The organism is Prosthecobacter sp. (genome assembly GCF_044227185.1).
Classification (GTDB): Bacteria; Verrucomicrobiota; Verrucomicrobiia; order Verrucomicrobiales; family Verrucomicrobiaceae; genus Prosthecobacter.
The window spans coordinates 204,344-220,248 of sequence record NZ_JBGAFO010000008.1 but is presented as its reverse complement, the minus strand read 5'-3'; the positions used below and the strand labels follow the sequence as shown (position 1 = coordinate 220,248).

The following is a 15,905-nucleotide window of genomic DNA, read 5'->3' as shown; positions in this document are numbered from 1 at the left end:
CTTTAGCTCGTTCTGGGGGGGCGGTCACAGGCTCCAGTGCAGGCGAAAATCACAGGCGAGGCGTGCCCGTACGCTGCAAGCACGGTCTGGAAACCAGCCCGTGCTGGCTGGTTCCCGAGCTTTTCCAGACCGAGCTGAAGCTCTTGACTACCTTACCACCGCACCACCGAGCTGGCCCAGGTGAAGCCGCCGCCGAAGGCGACGAGCAGCACGACATCGCCTTTTTTGAGGCGTCCGGCCTTGTTCGCCTCGTCGAGGGCCACGGGGATGGTGGCGGCGCTGGTATTGCCGTATTTGTCCAGATTCATGAAAACACGGTCCAGCGGCAGGTTCAGCCGTTCGGCGATGGCGCCGATGATGCGCGCATTCGCCTGGTGCGGAATGACCAGCGCCACATCCGCGGCGGTCAGGCCGGCGATTTCCAGCGCCTGCTGGGAGGCCTCCAGCATGCGGGTGACGGCGTGCTTGAAGGTCTCGCGCCCCTCCATGTGAATGGTGTTGGGGTAGGTCCCCACATTCTCCGGGGTGATCGGGCAGGCGGAGCCGCCGCCGGGGACTTTCAGCACGTCCGCCAGGGTGCCGTCCGTGCCCATCACGGTGGAAAGCACGCGGCCAGGAGCATCCACGGATTCTTCAGCACGGCGGATGACCACGGCGCCTGCGCCGTCGCCAAACAGCACGCAGGTGTTGCGGTCCTTCCAGTTGATCAGGCTGCTGAGTTTCTCCGCGCCGATGACGAGGGCGGTGGTGCGGTTGCCGGTGTTGATGAAGTGGCGCGCCACTTGCAGCGCATACAGAAAGCCGGAGCAGGCCGCGGCAATGTCAAAGCACACGGCATTGCTGGCGCCGATCTTCTTCTGCACAAAGCAGGCCGTGGAGGGGAAGAACATGTCCGCCGTGACGGTGGCCACGATGATGAGCTGGATCTCCTCCGGAGACACCCCGGCACTCTCCATGGCACGCCGGGCGGCCTCGGAGGCCAGGTCGCTGGTGGCCTGGTCGGCGGCGGCGATACGGCGCTCCTTGATACCGGTGCGCGTGGTGATCCATTCGTCGGAGGTGTCAACGATCTTGGACAGATCGTCGTTGGTCAGCACTTTTTCAGGCATGTAACTGCCTGTGCCAATGATGCTGGAGGCGCAAAAGGGCTGGGAGCTAGGAGCGGGCATGGAGGGAAATGGAGTGGGCGGTGGCGGCGGCCTCGATGTGCGGCCCCACCTGGTGTTGGATGGCTTCGCAAGCCTGCCGTATGGCGTTCTTCATGGCAAACGGAGATGCGCTGCCGTGGGAGATGATGGTGATGCCCCGCAGGCCCAGCAGCGGCATGCCGCCGACCTCGTCGGGATTGGTGCGGTGGTGCACGCGCTTGAAGGCGGGCTTGGCCAGCAGGCCGCCGATCTTGGTCCAGAAGCCGCTCTTAATTTCGCTCTTCACCATGCTGAAGATGGCGTGGGAGAGGGCCTCGGCGTTTTTGAGGATGACATTGCCGGTGAAGCCGTCGCACACCACCACGTCCGGCGGCGTGTCCCAGACGTCGTGGCCTTCCACATTGCCGATGAAATGGATGCCGGCGGTGTGGCGCAGGAGCTTGCTGGTCTCCTTGCACAAGGCGTTGCCCTTTTCCTCCTCGGTGCCGTTGGACATGAGGCCCACGGTCGGGTTCTCACGACCCAGCACATGGCGGGCAAAGGCGCTGCCCATGATGGCGTTCTGCACCAGATGCGCAGGCTCGCTGTCTGGATTGGCCCCGGCGTCGATCAAGACCCAGTGCCTGGTCAGGGAGGGCATGATGGAGGCGATGGCCGGACGCTCGATGTGCGCCAGGGTGCGCATTTTGATCAGGGAGGCCGTCACAGCCGCCCCGGTATGCCCGGCGCTGACCACGGCGTCCGCCTTGCCGGCCTTCACCAGGTCCACTGCCACGCTGATGGAGCTGTCCTTCTTTTTCCGCACAGCGTCCAGGCCGCTGTCGGCCATGTCCACGACCTGGGTGGCCGGGACGATTTCCAGCTTCGGGCTGGAGATGCCCTGGGCCTTCATTTCCTTCTCGATGGCGTCAGGCACGCCCACCAGAAACAGCTTCGTGATGGCAGGCAGCGACTCGAGGGCGAGTTTGACGCCGCCCATGGGATTTTGCGGGGCGAAATCGCCCCCCATGACATCCAGTGCGATCTTCATTCCTGCGGTTGCGTGAGAGTCTTCAAGAGTATCGGGAGACGAGTCTTAAAGCGTGCGGAGCCGGGAATGCAAACGGGAGTTTTTGCCCATGAGGGCAAAAAGAAACCGGGGGTCAGCAGAGGAGGTCGCCAAAGCAAGGGAGGCTTAGAATTGAGGGCCTTGCGTGGTTTCTTGTTCGGATGCAGCATTCCACTCTTTCAAATGAGCATCGAAAAACTCTCGGAGCAGCGTCTTTCTGAGCATGCCAAAGGATGGGTGCTGACGTTGGACTCCATGCCGATGTTCCGCCTGGATTTTTTGTCCATAGAACCGCCCTGTTACCTCTTCAGGCTAACGCCGTTAAACTCCGAAGCAGAGCAGATCGTGGGCAACGATCAAGCTATGAAACAAATGCTGGACTCCGGCGCGACATCCTTTGTCAGCTCTCAAGAGCAGGGCATTACTGTCGGGACGGACTGCTTCTGGGCCTGCAAGGAAACTTCCTCCACCCTCTTGCTAAGGGATGCCAGGCCTTGGTAGCAGCAAGGTAATTCGGCATTTCACCGCCTAAGCAGATCATAAAAAACCGGGGCTGCCACTACGGCACCCCCGGTTGAAAAAAGCAGGTCCTGGCAGGGCGCTTAATACACGCCTTCCACGATGGTTTTCTCCATCGCGCCGAAGGGGCGCACATCGGCCACGCCGTCCCAGGCATAGGGGGCGCGGGGGCGGCGGCGCATGGCTTCGTCACGCTCCAGGAAGCGGGGCATGAAGAACTCCTTGGTCAGGGTGGTGAGCTCCACGCGGCCCCAGGCGTCGTACTCGACGGTGGTGTCCGTGTTCTTGGGGTCCACCACGCGCAGGACGGCGCGGGGCTGCGGGGCGTAGTAGCTCACGGAGAAATTGTCTTCCGGGGTCAGCGGCACGCTGGCGGCCAGGCCCATGAGGGTGTTGCCGTAGGTGGGGTAGAAGCCGATGCGGTTCTCCAGCACCTCCTCCACGATGAAGCGCACGTACTGCGGCGTCATGGTGGTGCCGCCCACGAAGCAGCCGCGGATGCCGGCGTCGTAGAGGTCCACCTTTTCAGCCAGGGCTTCCAGAAGCTTCGGCGTGGTGAAGATGGCGGAAATCTTGCGGTTCTTCAGCAGCAGCACGGCCTGGTCCACCACATGGTCCATGTACTGGCGGGCCACATCGCCCTGCTTGTTGGAGATGAGCTTCTTTACGAAGCGGGGGTCCAGATCCACAAAGTAGCAGGAACTGCCGCGGTAGTTGGCCAGATGCTCCACGGCGAGGCGCAGGCGGCGGGGGCCGGTGGGGCCGACCATGATCCAAGATTCACCCGGCGGGAAGTGCTTGTCTTCCAGCTTGTGGCTGAACTCTTCGTAATCAACGCGGAAGTCGTTCCAGCCGATGCGCTGCTTGGGCATGCCGGTGGTGCCGCCGGTTTCGAAGATGTTGAAGGGCTTGCCTTTGAAGGCGGCCGGGACCCAGACCTCGGGCTGCTGATCGCGCAGCCATTCATCCTGGAAGTGGGGGAACTGGGCCAGGATGTCCTCATAGCTGTTCACCTTGCCGCGCGGGTCGAAGTTCTTTTTCGCCCAGTCCAGCCAGAAGGGGCAGCCGGTTTCTGGCGAGAAGTGCCAGTTGATGATTTCGCGGACCTGGGTGTCGAGTTGGGTTTTGGCTTCGGCTGGAGTCATGGACGGGGCGGGGGGATGGGGGCGGGACTGTGAAAAGGGCGGCAGTAAACGAAAGTGGAAATCTCAGACTTTCGCGCAACAGCCGTGAAAAAAATTTCAGTGTCTTCCGTCAAAAGGGGGTCAGTTTATCATCGCAACCCAATCAACACCCATGAAACTTAAGCATCTGTTCTGCTCCGCCGTTGTTTTGTTCACGTTGACCTCCTGCTACGTCGGCCCCGCTTATCCCCGCCCGGTCCGGCCGGTCGGCGGCCCGGTCATTCTGCCAGGTGGCGCGCGCCCCTACTATCACGGCGGCGTGCGGTACTACCACCATCGTGGCGTGTGGTATCGCCCGCATGGCGGCGGCCACATCATCGTCCCGCGGCCTTATTGAGCCTCGCTCCAAGCGAACGCTGGCGTGCGGGCTGACTGATGCTCTCGTGCGGCCCGCATGCCCGAACCCGCCGCTGATGCCGCCGTCTCCGCCGCCACCTACCGCAAGGTGGCGTGGCGGCTCATTCCCTTCCTCTTTGTCTGCTACATCCTGGCCTATCTGGACCGGGTGAACGTGGGCTTTGCCAAGCTGGGCATGCAGACGGAGCCGTGGTTTTCGGAGGCGGTGTTTGCCACCGGCTCCGGCATCTTTTTCATCGGGTACTTCCTGTTTGAGGTGCCGGGAAACATCATGCTGCACCGCGTGGGCGCACGGCTGTGGATCGCGCGCATCATGATCGGCTGGGGCGTGGTTTCCGCACTGATGTGCACCTGCTCCAGCCCGGCCTCGTTTTACACGATGCGCTTCGTGCTCGGCATTGCCGAGGCTGGGTTCTTCCCCGGCATCATCCTCTACCTCACCTACTGGTTTCCGCGGGAGCACCGGGCGCGCATGGTGGCGCTGTTCATGTCGGCCATCGCGCTGGCGGGGGTGTTTGGCTCGCCGCTCTCGGGCTGGCTGCTGGAGACGTCCCATGGCTGGTTCGGCCTGAAGTCGTGGCAGTGGCTGTTCATCATCGAGGGTCTGCCCAGCATTCTCGTGGGCTGCACGGTACCCTTTCTGCTGACGGACAGGCCCGCGCAGGCCACCTGGCTTACGGACGAGGAAAAGCGCCTGCTGCAAAGCCGCCTGGAGGCCGATGAGCAGGCCAAGGCTGGCGAGGGCCACCAAAACCACCGCGCACTGGATGCCTTCAAGTCACCCCAGGTCTGGCTGTGCAGCCTCATCTACTTTTGCATTGTTGTTGGCATTTACGGGGCGTCGTTCTGGCTGCCGCAGATAGTCAAAAGCACCTTCTCTGAGAACCAGTGGGTCGTGGGCCTCTACTGCGCCATTCCCTGGAGCTGTGCCGCCATCGGCATGGTGCTGGTGGGGCGGCACTCAGACCGCACTGGGGAGCGCCGCTGGCATGTGAGCCTGTCAGCGCTGGTGTCTGCCGCGGGCTTTGCCATCAGCGGGCTGCCGGGACTGCCGCCCGTGTGGATCATGGTGGCGCTGGCCGTCGCCATCACGGCCGTCATGTCCGCCGCTGCTTGTTTCTGGGCGCTGCCCACTTCCATCCTCTCCGGCACCGCGGCGGCGGCCGGCATCGCCCTGATCAATTCGCTGGGCAACCTCGCCGGCCACTTCAGTCCGGAGATGGTTGCGTATTTGAAAAAGAAGTACGACATGGGCATGGCGCTCAACGGCATCGCCGCTGCGCTCGTCATCAGCGCGGTGGCGGTTCTTTACAGCCGCACCCGTAGCGCCCCCCGCAAAACATGAGCCTTCCCCTCTCCCAAGAAGACAACACCGCCCTCTTTCGCAAAGCCTGGACGCTCTACGACGCCATCTCCGAGAAAAACTACATGTTCCATCGTGAGATCTACGCGCACGTGACCGGGCTGCTGTAGCAGCGCAGCGCCCAGGGGCCTTACCACCTCCTGGATCTCGGCTGTGGGAATGCGCGCTTTCTGGCGCCCTGCCTGCAGGCCGCACCGCCCGCCAGCTATGATGGGGTGGACCTTTCCCCCTCCGCTCTGGAAGAAGCGCGCACGTATTTGAAGGGCATCTCCGGCACCGCGCTGCACCACAAGGACATGCTGCAGGCCGTGGAGGAGACGGACTCGGCCTTTGACGTCATTTTCAGCGGCTTTGCCGTGCATCATCTGGATGCCGCAGGCAAGCAGCGCCTCTTCACCGCCTGCGCCGAGCATCTGGCCCCGGGCGGAGAGTTCATCCTGGTGGATGTGGTGCGGGAGGAAGGCCAGACGCGCGAGCAGTATCTCGATGGCTACCTGAACTTCATGCGCACCCAGTGGACGGAAGTGCACCCGGAGCATCTCGATGAAGCCTGCGCCCACGTCTCGGCCTACGACTTTCCCGAAACCGTGGCCGATCTCACCCTCATGGCAAAGCAGGCCGGACTCTCCGCGCCGCAGCTCATCGGCCAGTTTCAGCGGCACTGCATTCTGCGGTTCACCGCCTGAAAGAGGTTTCAGACGCGTCTCGTTTGCCTTCCACCCCCTGAATGATCCGCCGCGTCCTCTTTCTCGCCTCTTTCTCCGCCGCCGCCGCCGCCGGTGCCGCGGACATGACGCATTTTGAGCAGCGCATCCGCCCGCTGCTCATCGCGAACTGCATCGACTGCCACGGCCCTGACAAGCAGAAAGGCGGCCTGCGCCTGGATTCCCGCGCCGGCTGGCAGACGGGCGGTGACTCCGGCCCGGCGCTGGTCCCTGGCAAGATCGCCGAGAGCAAGCTCTGGCAGGCGGTGACCTATGCGGACCGCGATCTCAAGATGCCTCCCAAGCGCAAGCTCAAGGAGAGCGAGATCACCGATCTCAAGCTGTGGATCGAATCCGGCGCACCGGATCCGCGTGAGGAAGTGGCCGGCACCGCAGGCAAATCCAAAACGGCCCGTGCCGATGCCAGCTTCTGGTCTTTCCAGCCGCCGAAGGCCACACCGCCACCAGTGGTGAAAAACACCGCATGGCCCGCGAATGACATCGACCGCTTCATCCTCGCCAAGCTGGAGGAAAACAAGCTGACCCCGGCACCCGATGCCAGCCCTGCAATCCTGCAGCGCCGTCTGGCCTTTGACCTTACCGGCCTTCCGCCTGACCAGGTGACTTCATCCGCGCTCTCGGACCAGGCTTACGAGAAAAAGGTGGATGAACTGCTCGCCTCCAGCGCCTTTGCTGAGCGTTTTGCCTCGCACTGGCTGGACATCTCCCGCTTTGCCGAATCCTCCGGTGGCGGCCGCTCGCTGCCTTTTAAAGATGCCTGGCGCTTCCGCGATTACGTCATCGAATCCATCCGTGACAATGTGCCGCTGGACCGCATGATCACCGAGCACCTGGCCGGGGACCTCCTGCCTGCCGCAGACTCCACTGCCCGTCGCCGTCAGGTCACCGCCACCGGTTTCCTCGCGCTCGGTCCCACGAACTACGAGGAGCAGGACAAAGGCATGCTGCGCATGGACATCGTGGACGAGCAGCTCGACACCATGGGCCGCGCCTTCCTGGGCCTTACCATCGGCTGCGCCCGCTGCCATGATCACAAGTTTGACCCCATCTCCGCCCGCGACTACTACGCCCTGGCGGGCATTCTGCGCAGCACCAAGACGCTGAGAAACTACACCGACAACGTCGCTCACTGGATCGACACGCCCCTGCCGCTGGATGGCGAGGCGGAAGTCACGCTGCAAAAGCATGAGAAGCAGGTCAATGCGATCAAGGAGCAGATCGCCGCGCTCAAAGACAGCCTGCGGGATGCCGGCAGCGCCGACCTGCGCGCGCGCAAGACCATCGCTCTGGGCGATCTGCCCGGCATCGTGGTGGATGACAGCGCCGCGCAGAAGGTGGGCACCTGGAAGCAGTCCACCAGCTACGCCCCTTACATCGGCGCGGGTTATCTCAGCGACAACAACGATGGCAAAGGCGAAAAGACGGTTTCCTTCACGCCCAAAATTCCGAAGACGGGGCGATACGAAGTGCGCATCGCCTTCAATGCGGGGCCCAACCGCGCGGAGAGCGCCACCGTCACCATCCTGCATGCGGACGGTGAGGAACTGAAGGGCGTGAAGATGGTCACGGACAGCCTCAAGGGCCTGCAGTTTGCCTCTCTGGGCACCTATCGTTTTGAGGCGAACGGCCAGGGCTTTGTGCTCGTCTCCAACGCGAACTCGCAGGGCTACGTCACCGTGGATGCGGTGCAGTTCCTGCCGGCGGACGAAACGCTTCCCGAGATGCCGAAGCAGGAAAAGGAATCTCCCACCGCCATCAAGCTCAAGCGCCAGCTCTCCGAACTGGAGAAGGACCTTAAAGCTTTGCAGAAGGACCAGCCGGACCGCCCCGAGGCCATGTCCGTGGCTGATGACACGGCGCCTGAAGACGCGAAGATTCACATCCGCGGCAGCATCCGCAATCTGGGCGCCACCGTGCCGCGCGGCTTCATCCAGGCTGCCCTGCATGGCGCCGCGCCCGCCATGCCGGCGGATGCCAGCGGCCGTCTGCAGCTCGCGCAGTGGATCACCTCCCGCGACAACCCGCTTACCGCGCGCATCATGGTCAACCGCGTGTGGCACTGGCTGTTTGGCGCGGGCATCGTGCGCACCACGGACAATTTTGGCTCCACAGGTGAAGCACCCAGCCATCCCGAGCTGCTCGACCATCTGGCGATCAAGTTCGTCGAGGACGGCTGGAGCCTGAAGCATCTGATCAAGCAGATGGTCATGAGCCGCGCCTACCGCATGTCCTCCACGAACGCCGCCTCCGCGGAGCAGCATGCGCTGGATCCTGACAACCGCCTGCTCAGCCACATGAACCGCAAGCGCCTCGATGCCGAGTGTCTGCGTGATGCCATGCTTAGTGCGGCGGGCACCCTAGACCGAACCTTCGGCGGCCCGGGTGTCAGCGATGTCAAAACGATCGATGCCAACGATCAGAAGATTCAGAATATTGAATACGGCTACCAGTTCCTGGACACCCGCCGCAGCCTCTACACCGCCGCCTTCCGCAATGTGCGCCATCCGTTGTTTGAAGTCTTCGACTTCGCCGACATCAACCAGCCCATCGCCCAGCGCACCACCAGCACCGTGGCCACGCAGGCCCTCTTCCTCATGAACTCGCCGAAGGTCATCGAGCAGGCCCGCAGCGCCGCCGACCTCGTGATCAAGTCGTCTCCTGACACCGACAAGCGCATCAGCACCGCCTTCCAGAACTCCCTGCAGCGTCCGCCCACGGAAAAAGAACAGGACCACGTTCGTGACTACCTTGAGTCCAGCCTTTCTGGCAATGCCACGGCCGAAGACATCCGCGACCTCTGGGCCCGCTTCATCCAGACCCTCTGGTCCACGCCGGAGTTTCGTTTTCTGGATTGAAGTTCAAGGGCGCTCATGCCCCTCGGTCAGCGCTATTGCAAACGCTCATGGAGCCCGCTCCGGCTACTTCACCAACACAGGCAGCCGGACCACCCCAAGCATCTGAAGCACGCAGACAATGCTTCCCCCTGTGGAGAGGATGGCGATGATTAGAGTGGAAGTTCGATGCTTCTTGATCCACGCCTCCGAGTACTCCGCATCAAGTGGATGCACCAGCAGCCAGCCCTTGAGGAGACTGATGTTGAAAAGTCCGATCGCGAAATTGATGAGGGCAATCAGCCAGCCGATCATAGAAGTGGGTCGTGTTTTTTGGGGGAGGTGTGCCTCCACCTACCACGCCTGCAAGCGCGCATCAAGAAAAGTAGCTCTGTTCCTGCGGTGCAGGCAGGCGCGCTATATCAGATGTGGAAAGCGGCACGGCCCCGGGTCCTTGACGTCATCGTCTGCCACCTCCACGCGTGTCTTCACCCACAGCTTCAGCATGCCGCCATCCGCCGTTTTCACGCACTCATAGCAGTCTGGCACCTCCGCACAGCTGCCGTAGTAAGTGACCACCCGCGTGCCCAGCGGCTTCCGCTCCAGCTCCGTCTGCACATGCAGCGTGTAGTCATCATAGAGCCGCGCCTCCATCTCCACCTCGCGATCAATCCGCAGCATGGGCAGGATGTTTTCTTCAAAGGGATTGAAGAGGTAAAAGGCATCGAAGGCCGCAAATGACACGGTTGTGATGTTGCCATACACGATCTCCACGCCTGTGATGCACCGGTGCTCCAGCATTTCACGCGCCGCTTCCACCAGCCTGCCGCGCTGCTCCACTCCGGTAAAGACACCCTGCGTCGTGGCGGCGCCGATCGCGCAGAATTTTCCGGGGCCGCAGCCAATGTCCAGCACCCGCGTTCCCGGTTTCTCCACCAGCCATGCCGCCGCCATCTCGCACACATCCACGGGGGTCCAGTGGCATTCGGACTGTGCGCGGATGTGCTCCGGATAGTTCAGGTCAAACTCATGATCTCTGAGCGCAGTCAAAATTTCGCCGTCAGGCTCAAGGAGCGGATTGTCACAGTCTGGCGTGGTCATCCTCTCACGGCTTCCACCACGCGTCCAGCTTCGCGTTCAGTGCCTTCACTTTTTCGGCGTTTTCGGCGGCCAGATTCTTCTCTTCGGAAGGGTCGTCTTTCAGCTCGTAAAGCTCCACCACGTCATCGGGCTGGTTCTTTTTGTCAGGCACGATCAGCTTGTCATGGCCATCGATCACCCAGCGCCAGCGCAGGCTGGCGGCGGGCACGTTGAGGTCCACGAAATTGTGCGTGAAGCATTCGCCGTAGAGGGTTTTGCGTGCGCTGACGGCGGCGGCGTCCAAAAGGTCGATGCCCGGGAAGGTCTTCGTTGGCGCAATGCCCGTCACCTTCAGCAGCGTGGGCACGATGTCGATGGACTGCGCCAGCTCCTCACTCTTTTTCGGCTGCACATGGCCGGGCCAGCGGATCAGGATGGGCGTGCGCAGGCCGCCGTCATACTGGCTTTGCTTGGACTTCTCCGCGTAGCGGCCGCTCTTGGGGTTCGTGATCCAGCCGTTGTCGCTGAGATAGACAAAGATGGTGTTCTCCTTCAGGCCCTGGTCGTCGATGTGCTTGATCAGCTCGCCGCAGGTTTCGTCAAACCACTCCACCATGGCCCAGTATTTGGCCACGTGTTCGCTCGGTGTCTTGTCCTTGTACTTGTCAAACAGGCGCTGCGGCGGCGTGTGCGGGTCGTGCGGCATCATGGGCGCATACCACACGAAAAACGGCTTCTGCTGCTTTTTGGCTTCGCTGATGAAATCATAGACGGGCTGCATGGTCTTGCGGCCGATGTTAAGGCCCTCGTCCCCGTGGCGGCCGCCGTGCGTCATGCCGTGGGTGAAGCCGCCGCGCTCATAGCTCTTCTGCCACCATTTGCCCGTTTGCAGGCTCAGGTAGCCCTTTTGTTTCAGCATCGTCGGCAGCGTGCCTGCTTCTTCCAGGTGCTTGCTCATGACCTCGCGCCCTTCTTCAAACTGCGGGCTGCCCGAAAATGCCTTCGGCTTCATGCCGGCGGGAATGGGCGGGTCATTGCTCGTCACCTTGTGCTGGTGCGGGTACAGGCCGGTGATCATCGTGGCCAGGCTCGGGCAGCACAGGCTGCATGGCACATAGCCGCGCGTGAAAGTCAGGCTCTCCGACGCCAGCCTGTCGAGATTCGGCGTCTGCACGACGGGACTGCCCATGAAACCGTAGTCGCTCCACAGGTGGTCATCCGAGATGATCAGTACAATGTTCGGCGGTGCATCAGCGGCGGCGAGAAAGCAGGGCAGGGCGAGCAGTGAGAGAAAGAGTCGGCGCATCATGGGCGCATGAAAACGCCGGCCCTCCCGATCATCTTGCCGGACAAAATCAGCCGCCGCCGAGCTCTCCACACAAGGATGAGTACAATCCACGCTTGCAGAGCCACGCGGGAGCGACAGCCTAGGGCCATGATTTGGAAAAACCTCCGGCACTGGCTGCTGGCGCTCACCCTCTGCGTGCTTTCTCTTTCGTCGTGCAGGATGCACGTGGGTTCACTGGCGCATAAAGCCTTTCGCGGCATGACGCAGCCGCTCACCTCAGAGACGCTGGACTATCTGCCCTTTCCGGACCTGAAGCAGTGGGCGGCGCTGCCCGGACCCATGCTGGAGGTGCAGGGAAACAGGCTCGTCTCGCGCAGTCTTTTTATCACGGATGCCGAACTGCCAAAAGGCTCGCCCAAGGCCCGGCGGGCCAGCTCGGGCATCACCGGCAGGGCAGGGGATCTCATGGGAATGGTCACCTCCCTCCTCGCCATCGCCGCCGGTTCTCATTCGGATGGCAAGCTGGGCTCCATCGACGACACGCGCCGCCAGCTCGCCCTCAACGAATTTCCCTTCGTGCTCCTGCAGGGGGAGGACCTGGTGTACGTGAAGCAGGAAAAGCAGCCCTGGCCCAGGCTGGCGCGCGCCAGCAACCGCAGCAAGATCACCGTCATCACCAAGGACGGCACCTTCTTTGGCATCGCCCAGCGCATCCACTTCCGCAGCTCCTCATCCGAAGTGGTTCTCGAAGGCGACCCCACCGTGCAGTCCGGCCAGCAGCACATCAAAGGCGCGAAGCCCGACGCTCTCATGATCCTGGACTTCGCAAAGAGAAAGGTGCTGGTGAACGGGCCGGTGGTGGAGAAGAAGCTGTTTCGTTGATCGCTCGGGGCTGGACCCAAATGCAGGCTTGCGCTTCGCGGGCTGGAACGTGATCCTCGGCCCATGAAGAGAGGGAACCTCCGCCGTTTTCTGGTCGTGTTCGCGGTATGCCTGCTTTCCTTCCTGGGGCTGACGTCGTGCGTGGGCATCTGGTCGGCGGCGGTGGTGGATAGTGTGCATAATGAGGTCACGCACAGGGATGAGCGGAACAACAAGCCGCCGACGCCACAGCTCAAGGAATGGCAGGCGAAGCAAGGGCCTGCACTGAAAGTGCGCGAAAATCAGCCCATCCCTCCCGGCATGCGGGTCATGGACGCGGAGCTGTCTGTCGCGAACGGCGGGCGCAATGCGTCACGGCCTGGAACACTCGTGGGCAACGGAGCTTCCGCCATCGTGGATGGTCTGACCAATACCCTGTCCTGGGCGGACCCTTTCACCTGGATCATGAACGATCCGTGGCGGGTGAAGCCCTCCACACCGCAGCGGCGGCTGATTCTTCGAGAAACTCCTTTTGTGATGCTGCAGGGCGATGACATCCGCTATACCCGCGGAGAAAAAGACGGTCCGGTGCTTCTCGCCAAAGCAAAAAACGCCTGGATTACCGTCATCACGCCTGACGGTTCCTATCGAATGAGTGCATCCGCCATCCACTACCGCGGGCCTGGGGCGGATGCGGTGCTGCTCGAGCCGGCCCGTATTTTCATCACAGACGTTCAGTTAACTGGGCCGAAGAGCCGGGATGAAGGGGCGGTGCTGAACTTTGTGAAGCGCACCCTGTCCTGTTCTGGAACGAAGGAGGATTACTTTCCTTCAGGGCCGCGGTTCAAATATCCCCCTCCATTTACGGCTGATGGCAAGCTGCGGCAGGAAAAGACACGCTGAGAGCCAGGGTATTCCCGCTGGCTCAGCGGCCGGCCTGGCTGTTTCCGAACCTGCATTTTTTTCTCCTTCGCAAGCCTTCACCGCTCCACAGCGTTCTCTCTCCATCATGGATCCTTTCCTCGAATATCACCGCAGCCAGACCCGCCGCCAGTTCTTCGGCCAGACGGGGCTGCGCATGGGCAGTGTGGCGCTGGCCAGCATGCTGGGAAATCAGTTTGCCAGCGGTGCCTCCACACTCGTACAGCCGGCCCTGCCCGGCCTGCCGCACTTTGCGCCGAAGGCCAAGCGCCTTATCTACCTGCACATGAACGGCGCGCCTTCACAGCTCGATCTGTGGGACCACAAGCCGCAGCTCCAGCAGCATTACGACAAGGACCTGCCGGACAGCATCCGCAACGGCCAGCGCATCACCACCATGACCAGCGGGCAGGCGCGCTTTCCGGTGGCGCCTTCCATGTTCAAGTTCACCCAGCACGGCCAGTGCGGGCGCTTTGTCAGCGAGCTGCTGCCGCACACGGCGAAGATCGTGGATGAGATCGCGGTGATCAAAAGCGTCAGCACCAGCGCCATCAATCACGATCCGGCCTGCACCTTTGTCATGACCGGCAGCGAAGTGCCCGGCAAGCCGAGCATCGGCTCCTGGCTTTCCTACGGGCTGGGCAGCGAGAGCAATGACCTGCCCTCTTTTGTGGTTTTCACGCCCACATTCCCCGCCGCCAGCCAGGCGCAGGCCCTCTTCACCCGCATGTGGAGCAGCGGCTTTCTGCCCACCAAGTACACCGGCGTGGCGCTGCGCGGCCAGGGCGACCCCGTGCTGTATGTGAAGAATCCGCCCGGCGTGGATCCCACCGACCGCCGCACGATGCTCAATGCGCTGAACCAGCTCAACACCATCAACCACGACCGCATTGGCGATCCCGAGATCCAGACCCGCATCGCGCAGTACGAAATGGCCTTCCGCATGCAGACCAGCGTGCCGGAGCTCACGGACCTGAGCAAGGAGAGCAAGGCCACGCTGGAGATGTATGGGGATGATGTGCACCGCAGCGGCAGCTTCACCCACAGCGCCATCATGGCGCGGCGGCTCATCGAGCGCGGCACGCGCGTGGTGCAGATCCTCCACCGCGGCTGGGACCAGCACAACAACCTGCCCAAGCTCCTGCGCGGCCAGGTGGAGGACAGCGAGCGCGCCTGCGCCGCCCTCATCATGGATCTCAAGCAGCGCGGCCTGCTGCAGGACACCCTCGTCGTGTGGGGCGGCGAATTCGGACGTACCGTTTATTCCCAGGGCACCCTCACCAAGGAGAACTACGGCCGCGACCACCACCCGCGCTGCTTCACCATGTGGATGGCCGGCGGCGGCATCAAAGGCGGGGTGGAATACGGCGAGACCGATGACTTCAGCTACAACGTGGTCAAGGACGCCGTGCACATCAACGACCTCAACGCCACCATCCTCCACCTGATGGGCATCGATCACCGCAAGTTCAGCTTCAAATTCCAGGGCCTTGACCAGCGGCTCACCGGCGTGGAGCACCATGAGCCGGTGAAGGGCGTGCTGGCGTGAGTCAGCACTCTTCGCAGATCTGCCGCATCCTCACCGCATAATCTCCACCGTCACCGAACGGTGGTCTGACCCCATCTCGGGTCCGAGGAGGCGTTTCTGCACTGTCAGTCCGCCTTTGGTCAGTACATGGTCGATGGGGATCATCATTGGCAGGTTCAGGCCCCAGGTGGGCGGCCAGACGGGATCGAGTGAATGGAAATCCACGCCGCCCTTCTTGCGCAGCAGGCGCATGCCTTCGCACCACGGGGTGGCGTTCAAATCACCCGCCACGATCACTTCACCGCTCAGGCCCGCCACGAGCGCCGCGATGCCTGACAACTGCGCGCGCCATTCCCGCGTGTCCTGTTCTCCCATGGGGGGGATGGGGTGGGTGCCGATGAAGGTGAGCGGCCTGCCGAGGTGGTCGAGATTCATCACGATGGTGGGCAGCCGCCAGACGGTGTAGTAGCGCACTTCAAGACTCTTCACCGGCAGGCGCGTGTAGCAGGCGATGCCAAAATGTCCGCTGTTCATCTCCTCCACATGGTGCGGGTACTTCACCCGCAGCGGCTGCAAGGCCACGCGCCAGGTGTCATCCACCTCCGGCAGGCAGATGATGTCTGCATCTGACTGCATCGCATGGCTGACGGCTGCCACCGGGTTGTGATTGTCCGTCATGACATTGAAGGTCATCACACGCAGCGGTTTCTCATGCGCCATCCCTGTCGTGTCTGCTGTTTGATGGAAGGCATAAACGATCTGTACATTCCACAGCAGCGAAATCAGCGCCGCCAGCCCCAGCCAGGAGCGGCGGCGTATCAATGCGAAGAGCAGCACTGCCGCGCAGGCGACCACGTACTGGAGGCGGAAGTGCGAGAGGAGATCGCACATCCAGCCATACCTTCCCAAACTGCCCAGCCAGGTGAAGCCGAGCGACAAAAACGCAATGACCTCGCAGAGTCCGCCGATGGACACAAACGGCTTGAGGGGGAGGGGGGGGGCGGCTGGCGGCGCGTCGTCAGTCATTGGCAATGTGAAACCATACGCATGCA

At 62.3% G+C, this 15,905-nt stretch carries 16 protein-coding genes; 9 read left to right on the top strand and 7 right to left on the bottom strand.

Annotated features, from left to right (window positions below; all coding sequences use genetic code 11):
- Positions 1-152: 152 nt before the first annotated feature.
- A complete protein-coding gene (locus ACILSQ_RS19605; RefSeq protein WP_395745347.1) occupies positions 153-1,169 on the bottom strand; it encodes a beta-ketoacyl-ACP synthase III in 1,017 nt (338 codons plus the stop codon).
- Positions 1,156-2,178 carry a phosphate acyltransferase PlsX gene (plsX, locus tag ACILSQ_RS19600; protein WP_395745346.1) on the bottom strand — a complete coding sequence of 341 codons (1,023 nt, stop codon included), beginning with the start codon at positions 2,176-2,178 and terminating at the stop codon, positions 1,156-1,158. Before plsX ends, ACILSQ_RS19605 begins: the two co-directional genes overlap by 14 nt.
- Before the next feature lie 201 nt (positions 2,179-2,379).
- Here plsX and ACILSQ_RS19595 point away from each other — a divergent pair, with 201 nt between their 5' ends.
- Positions 2,380-2,697, top strand: a complete 318-nt coding sequence (locus tag ACILSQ_RS19595) for a hypothetical protein (RefSeq protein ID WP_395745345.1) — start codon at positions 2,380-2,382, stop codon at positions 2,695-2,697.
- Positions 2,698-2,798: 101 nt separating this feature from the next.
- Here the strand turns inward: ACILSQ_RS19595 and ACILSQ_RS19590 are convergent, their stop codons facing one another.
- The gene (locus ACILSQ_RS19590; protein ID WP_395745344.1) at positions 2,799-3,860 is read right to left on the bottom strand and encodes a hypothetical protein; all 1,062 of its coding nucleotides are present in this window, start codon (positions 3,858-3,860) and stop codon (positions 2,799-2,801) included.
- 151 nt (positions 3,861-4,011) lie between these two features.
- Here ACILSQ_RS19590 and ACILSQ_RS19585 point away from each other — a divergent pair, with 151 nt between their 5' ends.
- From ACILSQ_RS19585 to ACILSQ_RS19565, 5 genes are read left to right on the top strand one after another with little or no spacing between them, the layout of a single operon-like run.
- Positions 4,012-4,236 carry a hypothetical protein gene (locus tag ACILSQ_RS19585; RefSeq protein ID WP_395745343.1) on the top strand — a complete coding sequence of 75 codons (225 nt, stop codon included), beginning with the start codon at positions 4,012-4,014 and terminating at the stop codon, positions 4,234-4,236.
- A gap of 57 nt (positions 4,237-4,293) precedes the next feature.
- On the top strand, positions 4,294-5,601 hold the full coding sequence (locus ACILSQ_RS19580; RefSeq protein ID WP_395745342.1) for an MFS transporter: 1,308 nt from the start codon (positions 4,294-4,296) through the stop codon (positions 5,599-5,601).
- Positions 5,598-5,729 (top strand): hypothetical protein, encoded by a 132-nt coding sequence (locus ACILSQ_RS19575; RefSeq protein ID WP_395745341.1) that lies wholly within the window; start codon positions 5,598-5,600, stop codon positions 5,727-5,729. The genes ACILSQ_RS19580 and ACILSQ_RS19575 overlap by 4 nt, the downstream gene beginning before the upstream one ends.
- Positions 5,730-5,759: 30 nt before the next feature.
- A complete protein-coding gene (locus ACILSQ_RS19570; protein ID WP_395745492.1) occupies positions 5,760-6,305 on the top strand; it encodes a class I SAM-dependent methyltransferase in 546 nt (181 codons plus the stop codon).
- Positions 6,306-6,346: 41 nt separating this feature from the next.
- Positions 6,347-9,199, top strand: coding sequence for a DUF1553 domain-containing protein (locus tag ACILSQ_RS19565; protein ID WP_395745340.1), 2,853 nt, complete (start codon positions 6,347-6,349; stop codon positions 9,197-9,199).
- A 63-nt stretch (positions 9,200-9,262) separates the two neighbouring features.
- Here ACILSQ_RS19565 and ACILSQ_RS19560 read toward each other — a convergent pair whose 3' ends face one another.
- The 3 genes from ACILSQ_RS19560 to ACILSQ_RS19550 all read right to left on the bottom strand — a co-directional run bounded on the left by ACILSQ_RS19560 (position 9,263) and on the right by ACILSQ_RS19550 (position 11,564).
- Positions 9,263-9,490: a hypothetical protein gene (locus ACILSQ_RS19560; protein WP_395745339.1), complete on the bottom strand. Its 228-nt coding sequence runs from the start codon at positions 9,488-9,490 to the stop codon at positions 9,263-9,265.
- A 102-nt stretch (positions 9,491-9,592) separates the two neighbouring features.
- Positions 9,593-10,276, bottom strand: coding sequence for a class I SAM-dependent methyltransferase (locus tag ACILSQ_RS19555; RefSeq protein ID WP_395745338.1), 684 nt, complete (start codon positions 10,274-10,276; stop codon positions 9,593-9,595).
- A gap of 4 nt (positions 10,277-10,280) precedes the next feature.
- Positions 10,281-11,564, bottom strand: a complete 1,284-nt coding sequence (locus ACILSQ_RS19550) for a sulfatase (protein ID WP_395745337.1) — start codon at positions 11,562-11,564, stop codon at positions 10,281-10,283.
- Positions 11,565-11,690: 126 nt separating this feature from the next.
- Between ACILSQ_RS19550 and ACILSQ_RS19545 the strand changes: the two genes are divergently transcribed.
- From ACILSQ_RS19545 to ACILSQ_RS19535, 3 genes are all read left to right on the top strand, one after another.
- Entirely contained in the window at positions 11,691-12,425 is a 735-nt protein-coding gene (locus tag ACILSQ_RS19545; RefSeq protein ID WP_395745336.1) for a hypothetical protein, read from the top strand.
- A 63-nt stretch (positions 12,426-12,488) separates the two neighbouring features.
- On the top strand, positions 12,489-13,307 hold the full coding sequence (locus ACILSQ_RS19540) for a hypothetical protein (RefSeq protein ID WP_395745335.1): 819 nt from the start codon (positions 12,489-12,491) through the stop codon (positions 13,305-13,307).
- Between the two features lie 106 nt (positions 13,308-13,413).
- A complete protein-coding gene (locus tag ACILSQ_RS19535) occupies positions 13,414-14,874 on the top strand; it encodes a DUF1501 domain-containing protein (protein WP_395745334.1) in 1,461 nt (486 codons plus the stop codon).
- A 30-nt stretch (positions 14,875-14,904) separates the two neighbouring features.
- Here the strand turns inward: ACILSQ_RS19535 and ACILSQ_RS19530 are convergent, their stop codons facing one another.
- Complete coding sequence (locus ACILSQ_RS19530; RefSeq protein ID WP_395745333.1) at positions 14,905-15,879, bottom strand: endonuclease/exonuclease/phosphatase family protein; 975 nt, start codon at positions 15,877-15,879, stop codon at positions 14,905-14,907.
- Positions 15,880-15,905 lie beyond the last annotated feature (26 nt).

What these genes read in the sequence shown, in the direction of transcription:
- ACILSQ_RS19535 (WP_395745334.1), top strand. Translation starts at nt 13,414, where the DNA reads ATGGATCCTTTCCTCGAATATCACCGCAGCCAGACCCGCCGCCAGTTC.
- ACILSQ_RS19605 (WP_395745347.1), bottom strand. Translation starts at nt 1,169, where the DNA reads ATGCCCGCTCCTAGCTCCCAGCCCTTTTGCGCCTCCAGCATCATTGGC.
- ACILSQ_RS19595 (WP_395745345.1), top strand. Translation starts at nt 2,380, where the DNA reads ATGAGCATCGAAAAACTCTCGGAGCAGCGTCTTTCTGAGCATGCCAAA.
- ACILSQ_RS19550 (WP_395745337.1), bottom strand. Translation starts at nt 11,564, where the DNA reads ATGATGCGCCGACTCTTTCTCTCACTGCTCGCCCTGCCCTGCTTTCTC.
- ACILSQ_RS19565 (WP_395745340.1), top strand. Translation starts at nt 6,347, where the DNA reads ATGATCCGCCGCGTCCTCTTTCTCGCCTCTTTCTCCGCCGCCGCCGCC.
- ACILSQ_RS19555 (WP_395745338.1), bottom strand. Translation starts at nt 10,276, where the DNA reads ATGACCACGCCAGACTGTGACAATCCGCTCCTTGAGCCTGACGGCGAA.
- ACILSQ_RS19585 (WP_395745343.1), top strand. Translation starts at nt 4,012, where the DNA reads ATGAAACTTAAGCATCTGTTCTGCTCCGCCGTTGTTTTGTTCACGTTG.
- ACILSQ_RS19560 (WP_395745339.1), bottom strand. Translation starts at nt 9,490, where the DNA reads ATGATCGGCTGGCTGATTGCCCTCATCAATTTCGCGATCGGACTTTTC.
- ACILSQ_RS19590 (WP_395745344.1), bottom strand. Translation starts at nt 3,860, where the DNA reads ATGACTCCAGCCGAAGCCAAAACCCAACTCGACACCCAGGTCCGCGAA.
- ACILSQ_RS19575 (WP_395745341.1), top strand. Translation starts at nt 5,598, where the DNA reads ATGAGCCTTCCCCTCTCCCAAGAAGACAACACCGCCCTCTTTCGCAAA.
- ACILSQ_RS19530 (WP_395745333.1), bottom strand. Translation starts at nt 15,879, where the DNA reads ATGACTGACGACGCGCCGCCAGCCGCCCCCCCCCTCCCCCTCAAGCCG.
- ACILSQ_RS19580 (WP_395745342.1), top strand. Translation starts at nt 4,294, where the DNA reads ATGCCCGAACCCGCCGCTGATGCCGCCGTCTCCGCCGCCACCTACCGC.
- ACILSQ_RS19540 (WP_395745335.1), top strand. Translation starts at nt 12,489, where the DNA reads ATGAAGAGAGGGAACCTCCGCCGTTTTCTGGTCGTGTTCGCGGTATGC.
- plsX (WP_395745346.1), bottom strand. Translation starts at nt 2,178, where the DNA reads ATGAAGATCGCACTGGATGTCATGGGGGGCGATTTCGCCCCGCAAAAT.
- ACILSQ_RS19545 (WP_395745336.1), top strand. Translation starts at nt 11,691, where the DNA reads ATGATTTGGAAAAACCTCCGGCACTGGCTGCTGGCGCTCACCCTCTGC.